The organism is Cupriavidus sp. 86D6 (assembly GCF_057815095.1).
Window position 1 is genome coordinate 123,020 of the sequence record NZ_JBYPSB010000004.1, and the last position, 14,579, is coordinate 137,598.

Annotated in this window: 12 protein-coding genes; 3 read left to right on the forward strand and 9 right to left on the reverse strand. The window is 67.7% G+C overall.

All coding sequences use genetic code 11. The features are described from left to right. Positions 1-119 precede the first annotated feature (119 nt). Together AC3G88_RS11700 and AC3G88_RS11705 are read left to right on the forward strand one after the other, a co-directional pair. Complete coding sequence (locus AC3G88_RS11700; RefSeq protein ID WP_488893428.1) at positions 120-1,238, forward strand: efflux RND transporter periplasmic adaptor subunit; 1,119 nt, start codon at positions 120-122, stop codon at positions 1,236-1,238. Between the two features lie 9 nt (positions 1,239-1,247). Then, positions 1,248-4,358: an efflux RND transporter permease subunit gene (locus AC3G88_RS11705; RefSeq protein WP_400395700.1), complete on the forward strand. Its 3,111-nt coding sequence runs from the start codon at positions 1,248-1,250 to the stop codon at positions 4,356-4,358. A 21-nt stretch (positions 4,359-4,379) separates the two neighbouring features. Here AC3G88_RS11705 and AC3G88_RS11710 read toward each other — a convergent pair whose 3' ends face one another. From AC3G88_RS11710 to AC3G88_RS11745, 8 genes are all read right to left on the reverse strand, one after another. Further along, complete coding sequence (locus tag AC3G88_RS11710) at positions 4,380-4,616, reverse strand: hypothetical protein (protein ID WP_153948141.1); 237 nt, start codon at positions 4,614-4,616, stop codon at positions 4,380-4,382. A gap of 18 nt (positions 4,617-4,634) precedes the next feature. Continuing rightward, positions 4,635-5,048 (reverse strand): DUF3830 family protein, encoded by a 414-nt coding sequence (locus AC3G88_RS11715; protein ID WP_488772900.1) that lies wholly within the window; start codon positions 5,046-5,048, stop codon positions 4,635-4,637. 77 nt (positions 5,049-5,125) lie between these two features. After that, complete coding sequence (locus tag AC3G88_RS11720; RefSeq protein ID WP_488772901.1) at positions 5,126-6,316, reverse strand: amidase; 1,191 nt, start codon at positions 6,314-6,316, stop codon at positions 5,126-5,128. Between the two features lie 66 nt (positions 6,317-6,382). Then, complete coding sequence (locus tag AC3G88_RS11725; RefSeq protein ID WP_488772902.1) at positions 6,383-7,444, reverse strand: ABC transporter ATP-binding protein; 1,062 nt, start codon at positions 7,442-7,444, stop codon at positions 6,383-6,385. A gap of 16 nt (positions 7,445-7,460) precedes the next feature. Next, positions 7,461-8,543 (reverse strand): ABC transporter ATP-binding protein, encoded by a 1,083-nt coding sequence (locus tag AC3G88_RS11730; RefSeq protein ID WP_488773157.1) that lies wholly within the window; start codon positions 8,541-8,543, stop codon positions 7,461-7,463. Between the two features lie 11 nt (positions 8,544-8,554). Next, positions 8,555-9,442, reverse strand: coding sequence for an ABC transporter permease (locus AC3G88_RS11735; RefSeq protein ID WP_153948145.1), 888 nt, complete (start codon positions 9,440-9,442; stop codon positions 8,555-8,557). Positions 9,443-9,452: 10 nt separating this feature from the next. Next, complete coding sequence (locus AC3G88_RS11740; protein WP_153948146.1) at positions 9,453-10,403, reverse strand: ABC transporter permease; 951 nt, start codon at positions 10,401-10,403, stop codon at positions 9,453-9,455. 101 nt (positions 10,404-10,504) lie between these two features. Next, positions 10,505-12,082: an ABC transporter substrate-binding protein gene (locus AC3G88_RS11745; protein WP_228770943.1), complete on the reverse strand. Its 1,578-nt coding sequence runs from the start codon at positions 12,080-12,082 to the stop codon at positions 10,505-10,507. 264 nt (positions 12,083-12,346) lie between these two features. Between AC3G88_RS11745 and AC3G88_RS11750 the strand changes: the two genes are divergently transcribed. After that, the gene (locus AC3G88_RS11750; RefSeq protein ID WP_488893406.1) at positions 12,347-13,594 is read left to right on the forward strand and encodes a Zn-dependent hydrolase; all 1,248 of its coding nucleotides are present in this window, start codon (positions 12,347-12,349) and stop codon (positions 13,592-13,594) included. Between the two features lie 26 nt (positions 13,595-13,620). Here AC3G88_RS11750 and AC3G88_RS11755 read toward each other — a convergent pair whose 3' ends face one another. Further along, positions 13,621-14,406 (reverse strand): IclR family transcriptional regulator, encoded by a 786-nt coding sequence (locus tag AC3G88_RS11755; protein WP_488772904.1) that lies wholly within the window; start codon positions 14,404-14,406, stop codon positions 13,621-13,623. Between the last annotated feature and the right edge of the window lie 173 nt (positions 14,407-14,579).

A 14,579-nucleotide genomic window follows, 5' to 3' on the forward strand; every position in this document is an offset into this window, starting at 1 on the left:
TGCCCGTTGCCAGGCCGGAAGTTGCGGCCGCTGAAGTTGATCTCGTTCCCAAGTCGCGCCTGGCCGTACGTCCCCCGGTGCGGCCGGGACGGGTCCGTGCGGCCGCGGGGCTGCTGGCCATGGTGGGGCTGCTGGCACTGGGCGGATGCGGCAAGCAGGCCGAGCCTGTGGAGGACGTGCGGCCTGTACGCCTGATGCAACTGAGCCCGGCGGCCGGCAAGACCGAATACGAGTTTTCGGGCGAAGTGCGCCCGCGTATCGAGTCGCGGCTGGGATTCCGGGTGGGCGGCAAGATCGCGGCCCGTCTGGTCGATGTCGGGGCCAGCGTACGCAAGGGGCAGCCGCTGGCCCGGCTCGATCCGACCGACCTGGCATTGGCCGAGTCCGGCGCGCGGGCCCAGTACGATGCGGCCAAAACCGACCGCGACCTGGCCGCTGCCGACCTGAAACGCTACAAGGAACTGGCGGCCAGGAACTTTATCAGCGCGGCCGAGCTGAACCGCCGCCAGGCGACCTTCGATTCGGCCGCATCGCGGCTGGAACAGGCGCAGGCCAGCCTGCGCAACCAGTCGAACCAGACCGGCTACGCGGTGCTGACGGCCGACGCCGACGGCGTGGTGACCGCCATCGACACCGAGGTGGGCCAGGTGGTCACGCCGGGCCAGCCGGTAATCCGTCTGGCGCAGACCGCCGAAAAGGAAGTGGCCATCGGCCTGCCCGAGGATCAGGTCGACATGCTGCGTGGCATCACCGATGTGTCGATCCATACGTGGTCGGACCCCCACCGCACGTTGCCGGGCCGGGTGCGCGAGATTTCGGCGGCCGCCGATCCGGTCACGCGTACCTATCCCACCCGCGTCAGCATTCCCAACCCGCCGGCCGACCTGCGCATCGGCATGACGGCCGTGGTGTCGTTCATCCGGACCGGCGATGCGGCCACGATCCGCGTGCCGCTGACCGCTTTGCTGCAGGACAAGGGCGCCAACCAGGTGTGGATCTACCAGCCCGGGCAGGGCGGCAGCGGTACGGTCAAGCCGGTGCCGGTGACGCTGGGCGAGGCGCAGGGCAACCTGATCGAGGTGCGGCAGGGTCTGACGCCGGGCCAGACCATCGTCACGGCCGGCGTCCATCTGCTCAAGCCCGGGCAGAAGGTCAAGCCGATGCAGAGCGTGGCGCCGGCCCAGCCGGCCTCGAACCCCGGCGCGCAGCTGAGCGCCCTTGACCGCCGCCTGGGCTGAGGGCGGCGCATGGAACATTCCCGTTTCAACCTGTCGCGCTGGGCGCTCGAACACCAGCCGCTCACGCGTTACCTGCTGGTCGTGCTGCTGCTGGGCGGCCTGCTGGCGTTCTTCCAGCTTGGCCAGGACGAAGATCCGCCGTTCACGTTCCGCGTGATGGTGGTGCAGGCCTTCTGGCCTGGCGCCACGGCCGAGCAGATTGCCGTGCAGGTCACCGACAAGATCGAACGGCAACTGCAGGAAGTGCCGTATGCCGACAAGATTCGTAGTTTCTCCAAGCCGGGCGAGACCACGGTGATCTTCCAGCTGGCCGACAATTCGCCGGCCAAGGACACCGCGCAGATCTGGTACACGGTGCGCAAGAAGATCGGCGATATCCAGCAGACCCTGCCGCAGGGCGTGCGCGGGCCGTTCTTCAACGACGAGTTTGGCGACGTTTACGGCTCGATCTACGCGCTGTCCGCCGACGGCTTCAGCTACAAGGAACTGCGCGAATACGCCGACCTGGTGCGGCAGGAACTGCTGCGCATTCCGGCCGTCGCCAAGGTCACGCTGCTGGGGCTGCAGGACGAGAAGATCTTCATCGAGTTCAACCAGGCGCGATTTGCCCAGCTGGGGCTGGACATCAACGCCATCGCCAACCAGATCTCGGAGCAGAACAATCCCACCGGCAGCGGCGTGCTGGTGACGCCCACCGACAACCTGCAGGTGCGCGTCACGGGCCAGCTGGGCGACGTGGAAGACCTGCAGAACCTGGTGCTGCGCGGGCCCAACGGCATCGCCAATATCCGCCTGGGCGACATCGCGCACGTGTACCGTGCCTATGTGGACCCGCCCGTCAGCAAGATGCGCTTCAACGGCAAGGACGTGATCGGGCTGGGCATCTCGATGGAAAAGGGCGGCGACATCATCGCGCTGGGCCAGGAACTGCGCCGCGTGACCGATGGCCTGCGCGGGCAGTTGCCGGTGGGCATCGAGATGGATCAGGTGCAGGACCAGCCGCAGGCCGTCAAGCGCAGCGTGGGCGAATTCGTGCACGTGCTGATCGAGGCCGTGGTGATCGTGCTGGGCGTGAGCTTCGTGGCGCTGGGCCTGCATACCCGGCCGCTGCGCCTGGACGTGCGGCCCGGCCTGGTGGTGGCGCTGACAATCCCGCTGGTGCTGGCGGTGACGTTCCTGTTCATGAACATCTTCGGCATCGGCCTGCACAAGATATCGCTGGGGGCGCTGATCATCGCGCTCGGGCTGCTGGTCGATGACGCCATCATTGCCGTGGAGATGATGGTCCGCAAGCTCGAGGAAGGCTTCTCGAAGATGGAGGCGGCCACCTTTGCCTATACCTCGACGGCCATGCCGATGCTGACCGGCACGCTGATCACGGCGGCGGGCTTTCTGCCGGTGGGGCTGGCGCGCTCCACGGTGGGCGAATACACGTTCGCGATCTTTGCGGTGACGTCGCTGGCGCTGGTGCTGTCGTGGCTGGCGGCTGTCTATTTCACGCCGTATCTGGGCTACCTGATCCTGAAGACGCGCACCCAGGACGGCGGCCATCACGAGGTGTTCGACACGCCGTTCTACGCGCGCTTCCGACAACTGGTGAACTGGTGCGTCACGTGGCGCAAGACGGTGATTGCGATCACGCTGGTGGCGTTCGCGCTGGGTCTGCTGGCGTTCAAGTACGTCGAAAAGCAGTTCTTCCCCGATTCGAGCCGCCCGGAGCTGATGGTGGAGCTGTGGATGCCGGAGGGTACCGCCATTGCGGAGACCGAGGCCATGACCAAACGCTTCGAAGCCGCCATGCGCCGCGACAAGGGCGTGCAAAGCGTGACGTCGTTCGTCGGCACCGGCGCACCGCGTTTCTACCTGCCGCTGGACCAGATCTTTCCGCAGTCGAACGTGGCCCAGGCCATCGTGATGCCGGTGACGGTGGAAGCGCGCGATGCGCTGCGCAAGCGTATCGAGCGCGTGCTGGTCACGGAGTTTCCGCAGTTGCGCGGCCGCGTGAAGCTGCTGCCGAACGGGCCGCCGGTCCAGTATCCGGTGCAGTTCCGTGTGATCGGGCCCGACGCCGGCGGGGTGCGCAAGGTGGCCGACCAGGTGCGGGCGATCATGACGGCCAACCCCAACACGGTGGGCGTCAATGACAACTGGAACGAGAACGTCAAGATGCTGCGGCTGGAGCTGGACCAGGACAAGGCGCGGGCGCTGGGCGTGACGACCAACGCCATCGCGCGGGCCACCCAGGCCGTGCTGACGGGCGTGCCGGTGGGCCAGTATCGCGACGCCGACAAGCTGATCGACATCATCATGCGCACGCCGCGCAGCGAGCGCGACACGATGTCGGACCTGAATAATGTGCTGGTGCCCACCAGCACCGGGCGTGCCGTGCCGCTGACGCAGGTTGCGCGCGTCACGCTGAAGTCCGAGCCTGGCGTGATCTGGCGCGAGAACCGCGATTTCGGCATCACCGTGCAGTCCGATATCGTCGATGGCATCCAGGGCCCCACCGTCACCGCGCAGATCAATCCCAAGCTGGACCCGATCCGGGCCGCGCTGCCGGCCGGCTACCGGATCACGATCGCCGGTGCCCAGGAGGAAAGCGGCAAGGCCGGCGCCTCGATCGCGGCCCAGCTGCCGCTGTGCATCTTCCTGATCTTCACGCTGCTGATGCTGCAGTTGCACAGCTTCTCGCGCGCGGTGATGGTGTTCCTGACCGGGCCGCTGGGCCTGATCGGCGCCGCCGCCACGCTGCTGCTGCTGCATTCGCCCATGGGGTTTGTCGCGCAGTTGGGCATCACGGCGCTGCTGGGCATGATCATCCGCAACTCGGTGATCCTGGTGGACCAGATCGAGCAGGACATCCAGTCCGGGCTGCCGCCGTGGAACGCCATCGTGGAATCGGCGGTGCGCCGTTTCCGGCCGATCATCCTGACGGCCGCGGCGGCGGTGCTGGCCATGATCCCGCTGTCCCGATCCACGTTCTGGGGGCCGATGGCCGTGGCCATCATGGGCGGGCTGGTGGTGGCCACCGTGCTGACGCTGCTGTTCCTGCCGGCGCTCTATGCCACGTGGTTCCGCATCAAGCCGCCCGAGGACGAGCGCGGCGTGATGGCGGGCTGATCGGGAGCGAGGGCGCTGGCCTTACGGCCGGCGCTTCTTCCATTCGTAGTCCGGCGCCGGGTCTGCCGCGCCGGGCTTGCCCACCGAATTCGGGTTTTCCGAACAGAGCGTGACAAAGCTCACCGGCTCGCCGGCGAACTGCCGCCGGCGCAGCGCCTCGGCGAACTGCAGCGCATCCCGCAGCGCGTCGCCCGGGAACGATTGGGCGTGCGGGGCCATGCCCTGGGCAGTGGCCTCGGTCCAGTAGATCATGTACATGGCGAGGTCCCCGGCCAGCTACTCTGCCAGCTCGAACACCACGTCCTGCGCGCCTTCCCAGAGCACCTTGGTGCCCAGCGCGCGCAGGTTTTCCTTGCCTTCGACGATGGTCAGGAAGTGGTTGCCGGCCAGCTGGCCCATCTTGCTCGCAAAGCAGCAGCTGCCATAGGCCAGGATGATCTCGGTCTCGCTGTAGCCGCCCGGATAGAACAGGATATCGCCCACCGACGGATGGCTGGTGTGGTTTTCGAAGCCCACGCCGAGCTTGAATTCGCCCAGCGGAATCCAGCAGCCTTCGCCGCTCCAGCGCACGTGGATCAGCTTCTGCCGGTAGGGCAGCAGCTTCATGAAGGCGGCCACGGTGTCGGGGGCGTCCGGGTTCGTCTCGGCGATGAATGTGTGGCCGGCGGCGGTGATGCGGAGTCGGGTCATGGAGTTTTCCTATTGCGTGTCTGTCCCCGCCGGCACGGGGCGGCGGGGTCCAGTGGAGCGTAGCCTATGCCGGCCCGTCAGACCAGTGCCGTCATCAGCGTCTGCGCCACGGCGATCAGGCTGCGGTCGCTGCCCTTGGGCCCCAGCAGCGAGATGCCCAGCGGCGCCCCGTCCCGGCCCGACAGCGGCAGGCTCAGTTGCGGAAAACCCGACAGCGGCGTCAGGCACAGCGTGTGAGCGGCCGCCGTGCGGTAGTCCTCCAGTGCCTCCATCGGCGTGGCGCGCAGCGGGGCGATGTCGGGCATGGTCGGCAGCACCAGGATGCCGTCATGGCCCAGCAGCCGGCCCAGGTGCGCGGTGAACTCGCGGCGCACGGCGCTCGACTGTTCAAACTGGGCCTGCGTCACGCCCTTGCTGAACGCAAAGCGGCCGGCGATATCGGGCCCGAGCTGCAACCCGTAATTTTCGATCAGCGCACCGTCGGCCTGCCAGGCTTCCCAGCCTTGCACGTAGCGGAACGCCCAGTACAGGTCTGACAACGGACGGTCCGCCACGTCCACCGGCGTGGCGTTGCCGAGGATGGCTTCGATGCGCGCCACGGTCGGCGCCAGCGCGGCACGCGCGGCGGGGGTGGGCAGTTCGAACAGGTCGGACGCCAGCAGCAGCCGGGGCCGGGCCGGCAGCGGATCGCCATCGGCGCCGCACAGGACATCCGCCACCCGGGCGAACGTGGCGATATCGCGGGCAAAGAAGCCGCAGGTATCGAGCGATTCGCAAAGGGGCATGCAGTCCTGCAGCGAAATGCGGCCATGCGAGGGCCGGATGCCGAACAGCCCGCAATGGCTGGCCGGCGCGCGCACCGATCCGCCCGTGTCGGTGCCCAGCGCGAAGTCGCAGAGCTGGTGTGACACGGCCGACGCCGATCCCGACGACGACCCGCCGGTGATGCGGTCGGGCGCCGCGCCGTTGTACGGGCCGCCGTAGTGGTAGTTCTGGCCGTTCATCGAGAAGGCCAGCTCGTCGGTGTGTACCTTGCCGATGAACCTGGCACCGGCGTCGAGCAGCTTCTGCACGGTGGGCGCCGTGGCGGTCTTGATGCCCGAGCGCGCCAGCACATGCGGATTGCCGCCGCCCGTGGGATAGCCGGCCACGTCGAACAGGTCCTTGACCGCGAAGGTCAGGCCACGCAGCGGGCCGGTGCCCGCGTTCGGCACGGCGGCATCGGGGTAGGGCAGGAAGGCGCGGGCGGGATGGGTGGCCAGGCTCATGGTGTTCGGTTTCCTTGGTCGAGAAGGTAAGGGGTCATGCCGCTAAGGGGTCATGCCGCTAAGGGGTCATGCCGCGTATTCGCTGGAGGCGCTGGATGCGGGTTCGGATACCAGCACGCAGCTCACGCGGTGGCCGCCGCCCAGTGATACCGCCGGCGGCACGGCTGCCAGGCACTCGGGCCGCGCCTGCGCGCAGCGGGGCGCGAATGTGCAGCCCGGCGGCAGGTTGGCCAGGTCGGGCGGTGCGCCGCCGATCGTCTGCAGGCGCTGGCCGCGGTCCATGCCATGCTGGCGGCTTTGCAGCAGCGCAATGGTGTAGGGATGGCGCGCCTCGCGCATCAGCGTGCGGATCGGGCCTTCCTCGACGATACGGCCGCCGTACATCACCGCCACGCGGTCCGCAATCTCCACGGCCGCGCCGATGTCGTGGGTGACGAAGACGATCGACAGGCCCAGTTCGCGCTGTAGTTCGCGCAGCAGGATCAGCACCTGGATCTGCACCGTCGCATCGAGCGCCGTGGTCGGTTCGTCGGCCAACAGGATCTTCGGCTGCGCGGACAGCGCCAGCGCAATCATCGCGCGCTGCCGCATGCCGCCCGACATCTCGTGCGGATACGCGGCCAGGCGGCGCTCCGGGCTCGGAATGCGCACCGATTCCAGCGCCTTGAGCGCCAGCGCCTGGGCTTCGGCCCGCGATACCTTGCGATGGGTGCGGATGCATTCGACGATCTGCTGGCCCACGGTGTAGACCGGGTCGAGCGCCAGCAGCGGCTCCTGGAACACCATGGCGACGATGCCGCCGCGCAGCCGGGCCAGCGCGCGCTTGTCGAGCTTGAGGACATCCTGCCCGGCGACGCGGATATCGCCCTGCATCGTCGTGCGGCGGGGCGGATGCAGGCGCATCAGGGCGCGCAGCGTCACGCTCTTGCCCGAACCGGATTCGCCGATCAGGGCAACCGCTTCGCCCGGCGCGACGTCGAGCGACACGCCATTCACGGCACGGATGGTCTTGCCGCCGCCCGAGAACGTCACCCGCAGGTCTCGCACCGAGACGGCCGGCGGGGCGGGGCTGGCGGAGGCGGCGGAGGCGGCGGCGCTGGAAGAGGAACTGGTGGAGTCTGTGGACATCGAAATCTCCCGCGATTCAGGGCGTGGCGGCGTGCAGGCCGGGCGTCATGCGGCGCAGCGGCAGCGAATGGCCGCCGTCGGGCATCGCCATCAGGCACGACACCGGATGGCCGGCCAGCGCATCGGACAGCACCGGCGCGCGGCGTTCGCAAACGGGCTCGGCACGGGCACAGCGCGGATGGAAGCTGCAGCCGGACGGCGGGTTGATCGGGTTGGGCGGGTCGCCGGCCAGCGGCGCGGCCTGTGTCCGGTGGTCGGGGTCCATCGACGGCATCGACGCCAGCAACGCGCGCGTGTACGGGTGCGCGGGGTTGGCATAGACCGATTCGGTGTCGCCGATCTCCACGACCTTGCCCAGGTACATGACCATCACGCGGTCGCACAGGTAGCGGATCACGTTGAGGTCGTGGCTGATAAAGACGTAGGTCAGGTCGAATTCGGCCTTGAGGTCCAGCAGCAGGTTCAGCACCTGGGCTTCGACGGATTTGTCCAGCGCGGACACCGCTTCGTCCAGGATCACCAGGCGCGGCCGCAGGGCCAGCGCACGCGCGATATTCACGCGCTGCCGCTGGCCGCCCGACAGTTCGTGCGGATAGCGGCCGGCAAATCGCTTCGGGTCCAGGCCCACGCGTTCCAGCAGATAGCGCGCCCGCTCGGTGGCTTCGCGGGACGGCACGCCGTGCACGCGCGGCGTGAAGGCGACCGATTCCTCGATGGTCAGACGCGGGTTCAGCGACGAATAGCTGTCCTGGAACACCATCTGCACTTGGCTGCGGAAGGCCTTCATCGGCAACTGCGGCGAGCCCACGCCCTGGGCGTCGAAGATCAGTTCGCCGCTGTCGTGCGGCGTCAGCTGCATCAGCAGCCGCGCCGTGGTGGACTTGCCGCATCCGGATTCGCCCACCACCCCCAGCGTTTCGCCCTTGCGCACGTCGAAGCTGACGCCATCGACGGCCCGCACCACGCCCCCGGCGCGGAACGGCACCGCCGATTTCAGCGGGAAATGCTTGACCAGGTCGCGTGCGATCACCAGTGGCTGGGCCGGGCCGCCGACATCGGCGGCGGCGCCCGGTACGACGGGATGGGGGGTTGCCAGCATCTCGGCCATGCTCACTCCTTGATTTCCATGGCCGAGCGGATGCCGTCGGCCAGCAGGTTGAACGAGATCGAGGTCAGGAAGATCATCGCACCGGGCAGCGCCGCCACCCACGGCTGCGTGTAGATGGCCGTGCGCAGCGTGTTGAGCATCAGGCCCCATTCGGGCTCGGGCGGCTTCACGCCCAGGCCCAGGAACGACAGCCCGGACGCCAGGATCATCGACACCGAGATCAGGCTGGTGGCGTAGACGAAGATCGGCCCCAGCACGTTGTTGAGCACGTGCGCCCGGACGATGGTCAGCGACGAGGCGCCCGAGGCGCGCGCCGCATCGACAAACTCGCGGTTGCGCACCTGGGTGGTCACGCTTTCGGCCACGCGCACGATCTGCGGCACAAACACGATGGTCAGCGACAGCAGCGCGTTGCCCACGCCGGCGCCCAGCGTGCCGGACAGCGCGATGGCCAGCAGCACCGACGGGAACGCGTACAGGATGTCGGTGAGCCGCATGATGACCGTGTTGGTCCAGCCGCCGGCATAGCCGGCCACGATGCCGATGGCGCTGCCGATCACGAACGCCAGCAGCACGGGTGTGATGCCCATGAACAGCGACAGCCGCGCGCCGAGCATCAGGCGCGACAGCATGTCGCGGCCCAGCTCGTCGGTGCCGAGCGGATAGCCCGCGAAGCCTATCGGCTTGAGCCGCTTGAGAATCGACGATGCGTACGGGTCGGCCGGCATCAGCGCCGGGGCAAACACGGCCATGGCGATCAGCGCCAGCAGGATCAGCGCGGCCAGCATCGCCAGCCTGTTGCGCAGCAGGCGCCGGCCCACGGTGGTCCAGTAGCCGGGGGAGCGTTCCACCGGCAGCGGCGCCACGGCCTTGTTCAGTGTCATTTCCATGGCAGGCTCCTCAGTTCCGTTGGATGCGCGGGTCGAACAGCGTCTGCAGCGCGTCGACCAGCAGGTTCAGCAGCACGAAGAACACGGCCAGGACCAGGATCGTGCCCTGCAGCAGCGGAAAATCGCGCTGGAAGATCGCCGAGTTCAGCAGGAACCCGGTGCCGGGCCACGAGAAGACCGTCTCGATCAGGATCGAGCCGCCCAGCAGATAGCCGAGCTGCAGGCCCATGACCGACAGCGCGGTGGGCGCCACGTTCTTGACCACGTGCCGGAACACGGCGAACTCCGACAGCCCGCGCGCGCGCAGCCCGACGATGAACTCGTTGGACAGGATTTCGGCCACCAGCGCCCGGATCGTGCGGGCGACGATGCCCATAGGGATCACCGACATCGTCACGGCCGGCAGCAGCATGTACTGGATGTGTTCCCAGTCCCACCGCCAGGAGCCCGAGCCATCGGGGCCGGCGCCGGTGGCCGGCAGCCAGCCCAGCAGCACCGAGAACGCGATGACCAGCACCATCCCCAGCCAGTAGTGGGGGATGCTGACGCCCAGCACCGACAGGAACGACGCCACGCGGTCGGGCACCGAATCGCGCAGGTAGCCGGCCACGAAGCCGAACAGGCTGCCGAACGTGAAGCCGATCAGCGTGGCCACGGCGGCCAGCCGGATCGAGTTGATGACCGCGTTCGACACTTCGGCCATCACGGGCCGGTTCGTCGCGATCGACGTCCCCAGGTCGCCATGCAGCGCGCGCGCGAGCCAGTGGAGGAATTGCTCCAGGAACGGCTTGTCGAAGCCGTACAGCGCGGTCAGCTGGCGGCGCAGGTCTTCGGACGCATCGGGCGGCAGCACCGACACGAGCGGATCGCCGGGCGCGATATGAACCAGCGAGAAGCAGAGCAGGGCGACCCCAAGCAGGATCGGCAGCGCATACACGATGCGGCGGAGCAGGTAAGTCATGGTCTGTGGCCGGCTTGTGGGGGTGGCGAGGGCGTTTCTATATGGCACCCTCTCCCATTGACATGGGAGAGGGGAGCAACCGGCAGCATTTGCTTGCCGGCTCAATCCATCGACATCGTCGCAATGTCGATGAACCAGCTTTGCGGCTGCACCACGCCCTTGACCTTCTTCGAGATCGCGCGCGGGCCCACGTCGTGGGCGATCAGCACGAACGGCGCTTCCTCGACGATGCGGGCATGCAGCTTGGCCAGCGCGGCGTCACGGTCCTTCTCGCCGAACGACGTACGCGCGGTTTCGATCAGCTTGTCGAACTCGGCATTGCCGAAGTAGCCCCAGTTGTTCGAAACCGGCGGCTGGGTTTTCGTGCTGACGAAGCGGACCATGGCGAAGAACGGGTCCATCGCCGCAAAGCTGACGTTGATGGCGTTGGTGCCGTGCGCGCTCGGGTCCTTGGCGCCGATGCGCCAGTTGGTGAACAGCGTGTTCCACTCGACCACGTCGAAGTCCACGTCGAAGAAGCACTCCTTGAGGTTCTGCTGCACGTATTCGTTCATCGGCAGCGGCTGCATCTGGCCCGAGCCCGATGCCGACACCTGCACCTTGACCTTGACCGGCTTGGCGGCCGAGTAACCCGCCTCGCTCATCAGCTTGCGCGCCGCGGCCGGGTCGTACTTGATGTCGAACTTCGGATTGCCCCACCATGGGTTGCCGGCCTCGACAATGCCCTTGGCCTCGGCCATGTAGCCGCCCAGCAGCGTTTTCAGGCCGGCGCGGTTCACGCACAGGTTGGCGGCCTGGCGCACGCGCTTGTCCAGCCACGGCGAATTGGGCGCGAACGACAGTTGCCACGGCCACATGTGCGGCTGGGCGTTGGCGTAGACCTCGAAGCCACGGCTCTTGATCTGCGCGATGGCGTCAGGCGCGGGGGCCTCGATCCAGTCCACCTGGCCGGACAGCAGGGCGGCCGTGCGCGCATTGGCCTCGGGCATCGGCACCATCACCACCTTGTCGAGCTTCGGCGTGCGCTTCGGGTCCCAGTAGCTGGCGTTCCTTGCCAGTTCCAGGCGCTCGCGCGGCACGAAGCGCGTCATCCTGAAGGGGCCCGTGCCCGATGCATCGGCGGCAAACGCCACCCATGCCTGCTTGCTGCGCTCGGCCGGGTCGGTCACCGACGCCGGCACGGCGGCCAGCTTCTTCTCCCACTGCGCGGGCGACGCCATGAACAGGTTCGACACGTTATAGGGCACGAACGAATCGGGCTCGGACGTCACCAGTTCCACGGTCAGGTCGTCGATCTTCTTCGCGCTGCGCAGCGTGGGCATGCGCGATGCCGTGACCCCGACCTGGCTCGGATCGAACTGTTTGGCGGTCTTGTCGAGCACCTTGTTGACGTTCCAGACCACGGCGTCGGCGTTGAACGGCGAGCCGTCGTGGAACTTCACCCCGGGACGCAGCTTGAATGTCCACCTGGTCTTGTCCTTGTCGTCGACCTTCCACTCCGTGGCCAGGCCCGGCACCAGCAGGCTTGGGCCGTTGCTCCGGGACAGGTCCCAGGCGGTCAGCGCGTCGTACATCGGAATGCCGGTGAAGCGGTTGCCTTCGAAACCCTGGTCGGGCTGGCCCAGCGTGCGCGGGATATCGGCGGCGGTCATGCCGATGCGCAGTACCTTGTCGGCCATGGCTGCGCCGGGCAGAGCCAGCAGCGACAGGGCGACGGCAGCCGAGGCCGAACGGACGACAGCGGAGAAACCTTTGGCGCGGGGATACGTGGAGAGGGTCACAGGCAGGGCTCCTGATTGGGGGATGGGTTGAACGCTTGTGTTCGGTCTCGAACTAGCAATTGATGTGCCAGTGCCCATGCACCATCGATGGATCACCGGCATCGGTGGTCTGCTTCTTGCTGGTTCGACGCTCGATGTTCACTCACTGCAGACAACACAGACATGGATTCGCAATTCACTCCCCGCATCAATGGCGCCCGCCTGTGGCAATCGCTGATGGACCTGGGCGCGATCGGCGCCACGCCCCTGGGCGGCGTGTGCCGCATCGCCCTGACCGACGAAGACCGCAAGGGTCGGGACCTGGTGGTGCAGTGGTGCCGCGAGGCCGGGCTTGGCGTGCGCGTGGACGAGATCGGCAACGTCTTCGCGCGCCGCGCCGGCACCGATCCCGACGCGCCGGCGGTGGCCACCGGCAGCCACATCGACACCCAGCCATCGGGCGGCAAGTTCGACGGCAACTTCGGCGTGCTGGCCGGCCTGGAGGTCATGCGCACGCTCAATGACCTGGGCATTGCCACACGCGCCCCGCTGGAAGTGGCGTTCTGGACCAACGAGGAAGGCACGCGCTTCACCCCGGTGATGATGGGGTCCGGGGTGTTCGCCGGGGTATTCGACGGGGCATTCGCGCGCGCGCAGCAGGACCGTGACGGGGTGAGCGTGGGCGAGGCGCTCGAAACCATCGGCTACCTGGGGGCGCAGCCTGCCGGCCAGGTGCCGGGCGGCATGTACGCGGCCTATTTCGAGGCGCATATCGAGCAGGGGCCCGTGCTGGAAGCCGCCGGCCTGCCGATTGGCGTGGTCAGCGGCGCGCTGGGCCAGCAGTGGTACGACGTGACCGTGACGGGCCAGGACGCCCATGCGGGCCCCACGCCGCTGGCGCTGCGCCACGACGCGCTGCTGGCATCGGCGCGCATGATCGAGGCCGTCAACCGCATTGCGCGCGACGAGGCGCCGCATGGGCGCGGCACCGTGGGTTTTGTCGAGGTCAAGCCGAATTCGCGCAATGTGATTCCCGGGCGCGTCGATTTCTCGGTGGACTTCCGCAACCTGTCGCAGGCCGGGCTCGACCGCATGGACGCGGCGATGCGCGCCGCGTTTGCCGGCATCGCGGACGCCGCCGCCGTCACGGTGGCCGTGCGCCAGGTGGTCAAGTTCGAGCCCTGCATCTTCGCGCCCGCGTGCGTGGACAGCGTGCGGCGCGCGGCCGCGTCACTGGGGCTGCCGCATATGGATGTGGTGAGCGGGGCCGGGCACGATGCCGTCTACGTGGCCCAACGCGCGCCCACCGGCATGATCTTCGTGCCGTGCAAGGACGGCATCAGCCATAACGAGCTGGAAGACGCGCTCCCCGAGCATATCGAAGCCGGCGCCAACGTGCTGCTGCAGGCGATGCTGGAGCACGCGCGGTAAGCCTGCCGGCAGCGGAACGCCGGAGGTCAGTGGGCGATCGACCGCGAGATCGCCCACGCGCATTCGATCACCAGCGGCCCGAGCTTCTTCTGCGCGTCGGCCATGGTCCAGCGGCTGGCCGGCGGGGATACATGCACCGCGCCAACGGCCTCGCCACGGCTGTTCACGATGGGCGCCCCCACGCCCATGTCACCGAGGAACAGTTCCTCCTCATTGCACGCATAGCCCAGGCTGCGGCATGCCACCACCTGCTCGAAGATCGCCTCCACATCGGTCAGCGTGGCCGGCGTCCGCGCCTGCCGCGTGGAGGCTTTGAGCATCGCGCGCACCTGGTCGTCGGGCAACTGGCTCAGGTAGGCCCGGCCGGAACTCGTGCAGTACATCGGAATCCGCATGCCCACCGGTGTCAGCACCGGCATGTGCTTGGCGGTCATGAGTTGCGCGACGTAGACCATGTCGAGCCCCACGGGCTCGGTCAGGTTGGCCGTCTCGCCACTGGCATTGGCCAGTTGCGACAGATAGGGGCTGGCAATCGGGATCAGCGCGTCGGCCGCCAGGTAGTTGTAGCCGATCTCCATCACCCTGGGCGTCAGCCGGAAGCGCCGCGTCTGCGGGTGCTTGTCGACATAGCCGAGCCGTTCCAGCGTATGGACGGTGCGCTGGGCCGAACTCCTGGTCATGCCGGTGAGGGTGGCGATTTCCACCAGGGTCAGCGTGCGATGCACGGCGCTGAACGCGCGCAGGACTTCGAGCCCTTTTTCCAGGGACTGGTTGAAGAGCGGGTCGGGACGGTCGCCGTCGTTGATGGCCATGGGGGAGATCCGGATTCGGCACCATCGTCGTGATCCGCTGCACCACGATGGCTGCATATTGCACCAAGATATTGATGTATCGATTATCGATTTATAGCGGACCGCTCATGATAGGCGCAACGGCCGTCACATGGCGCGCTGTCGGGGGACACATGGTGTTTACCCCTAGGAAA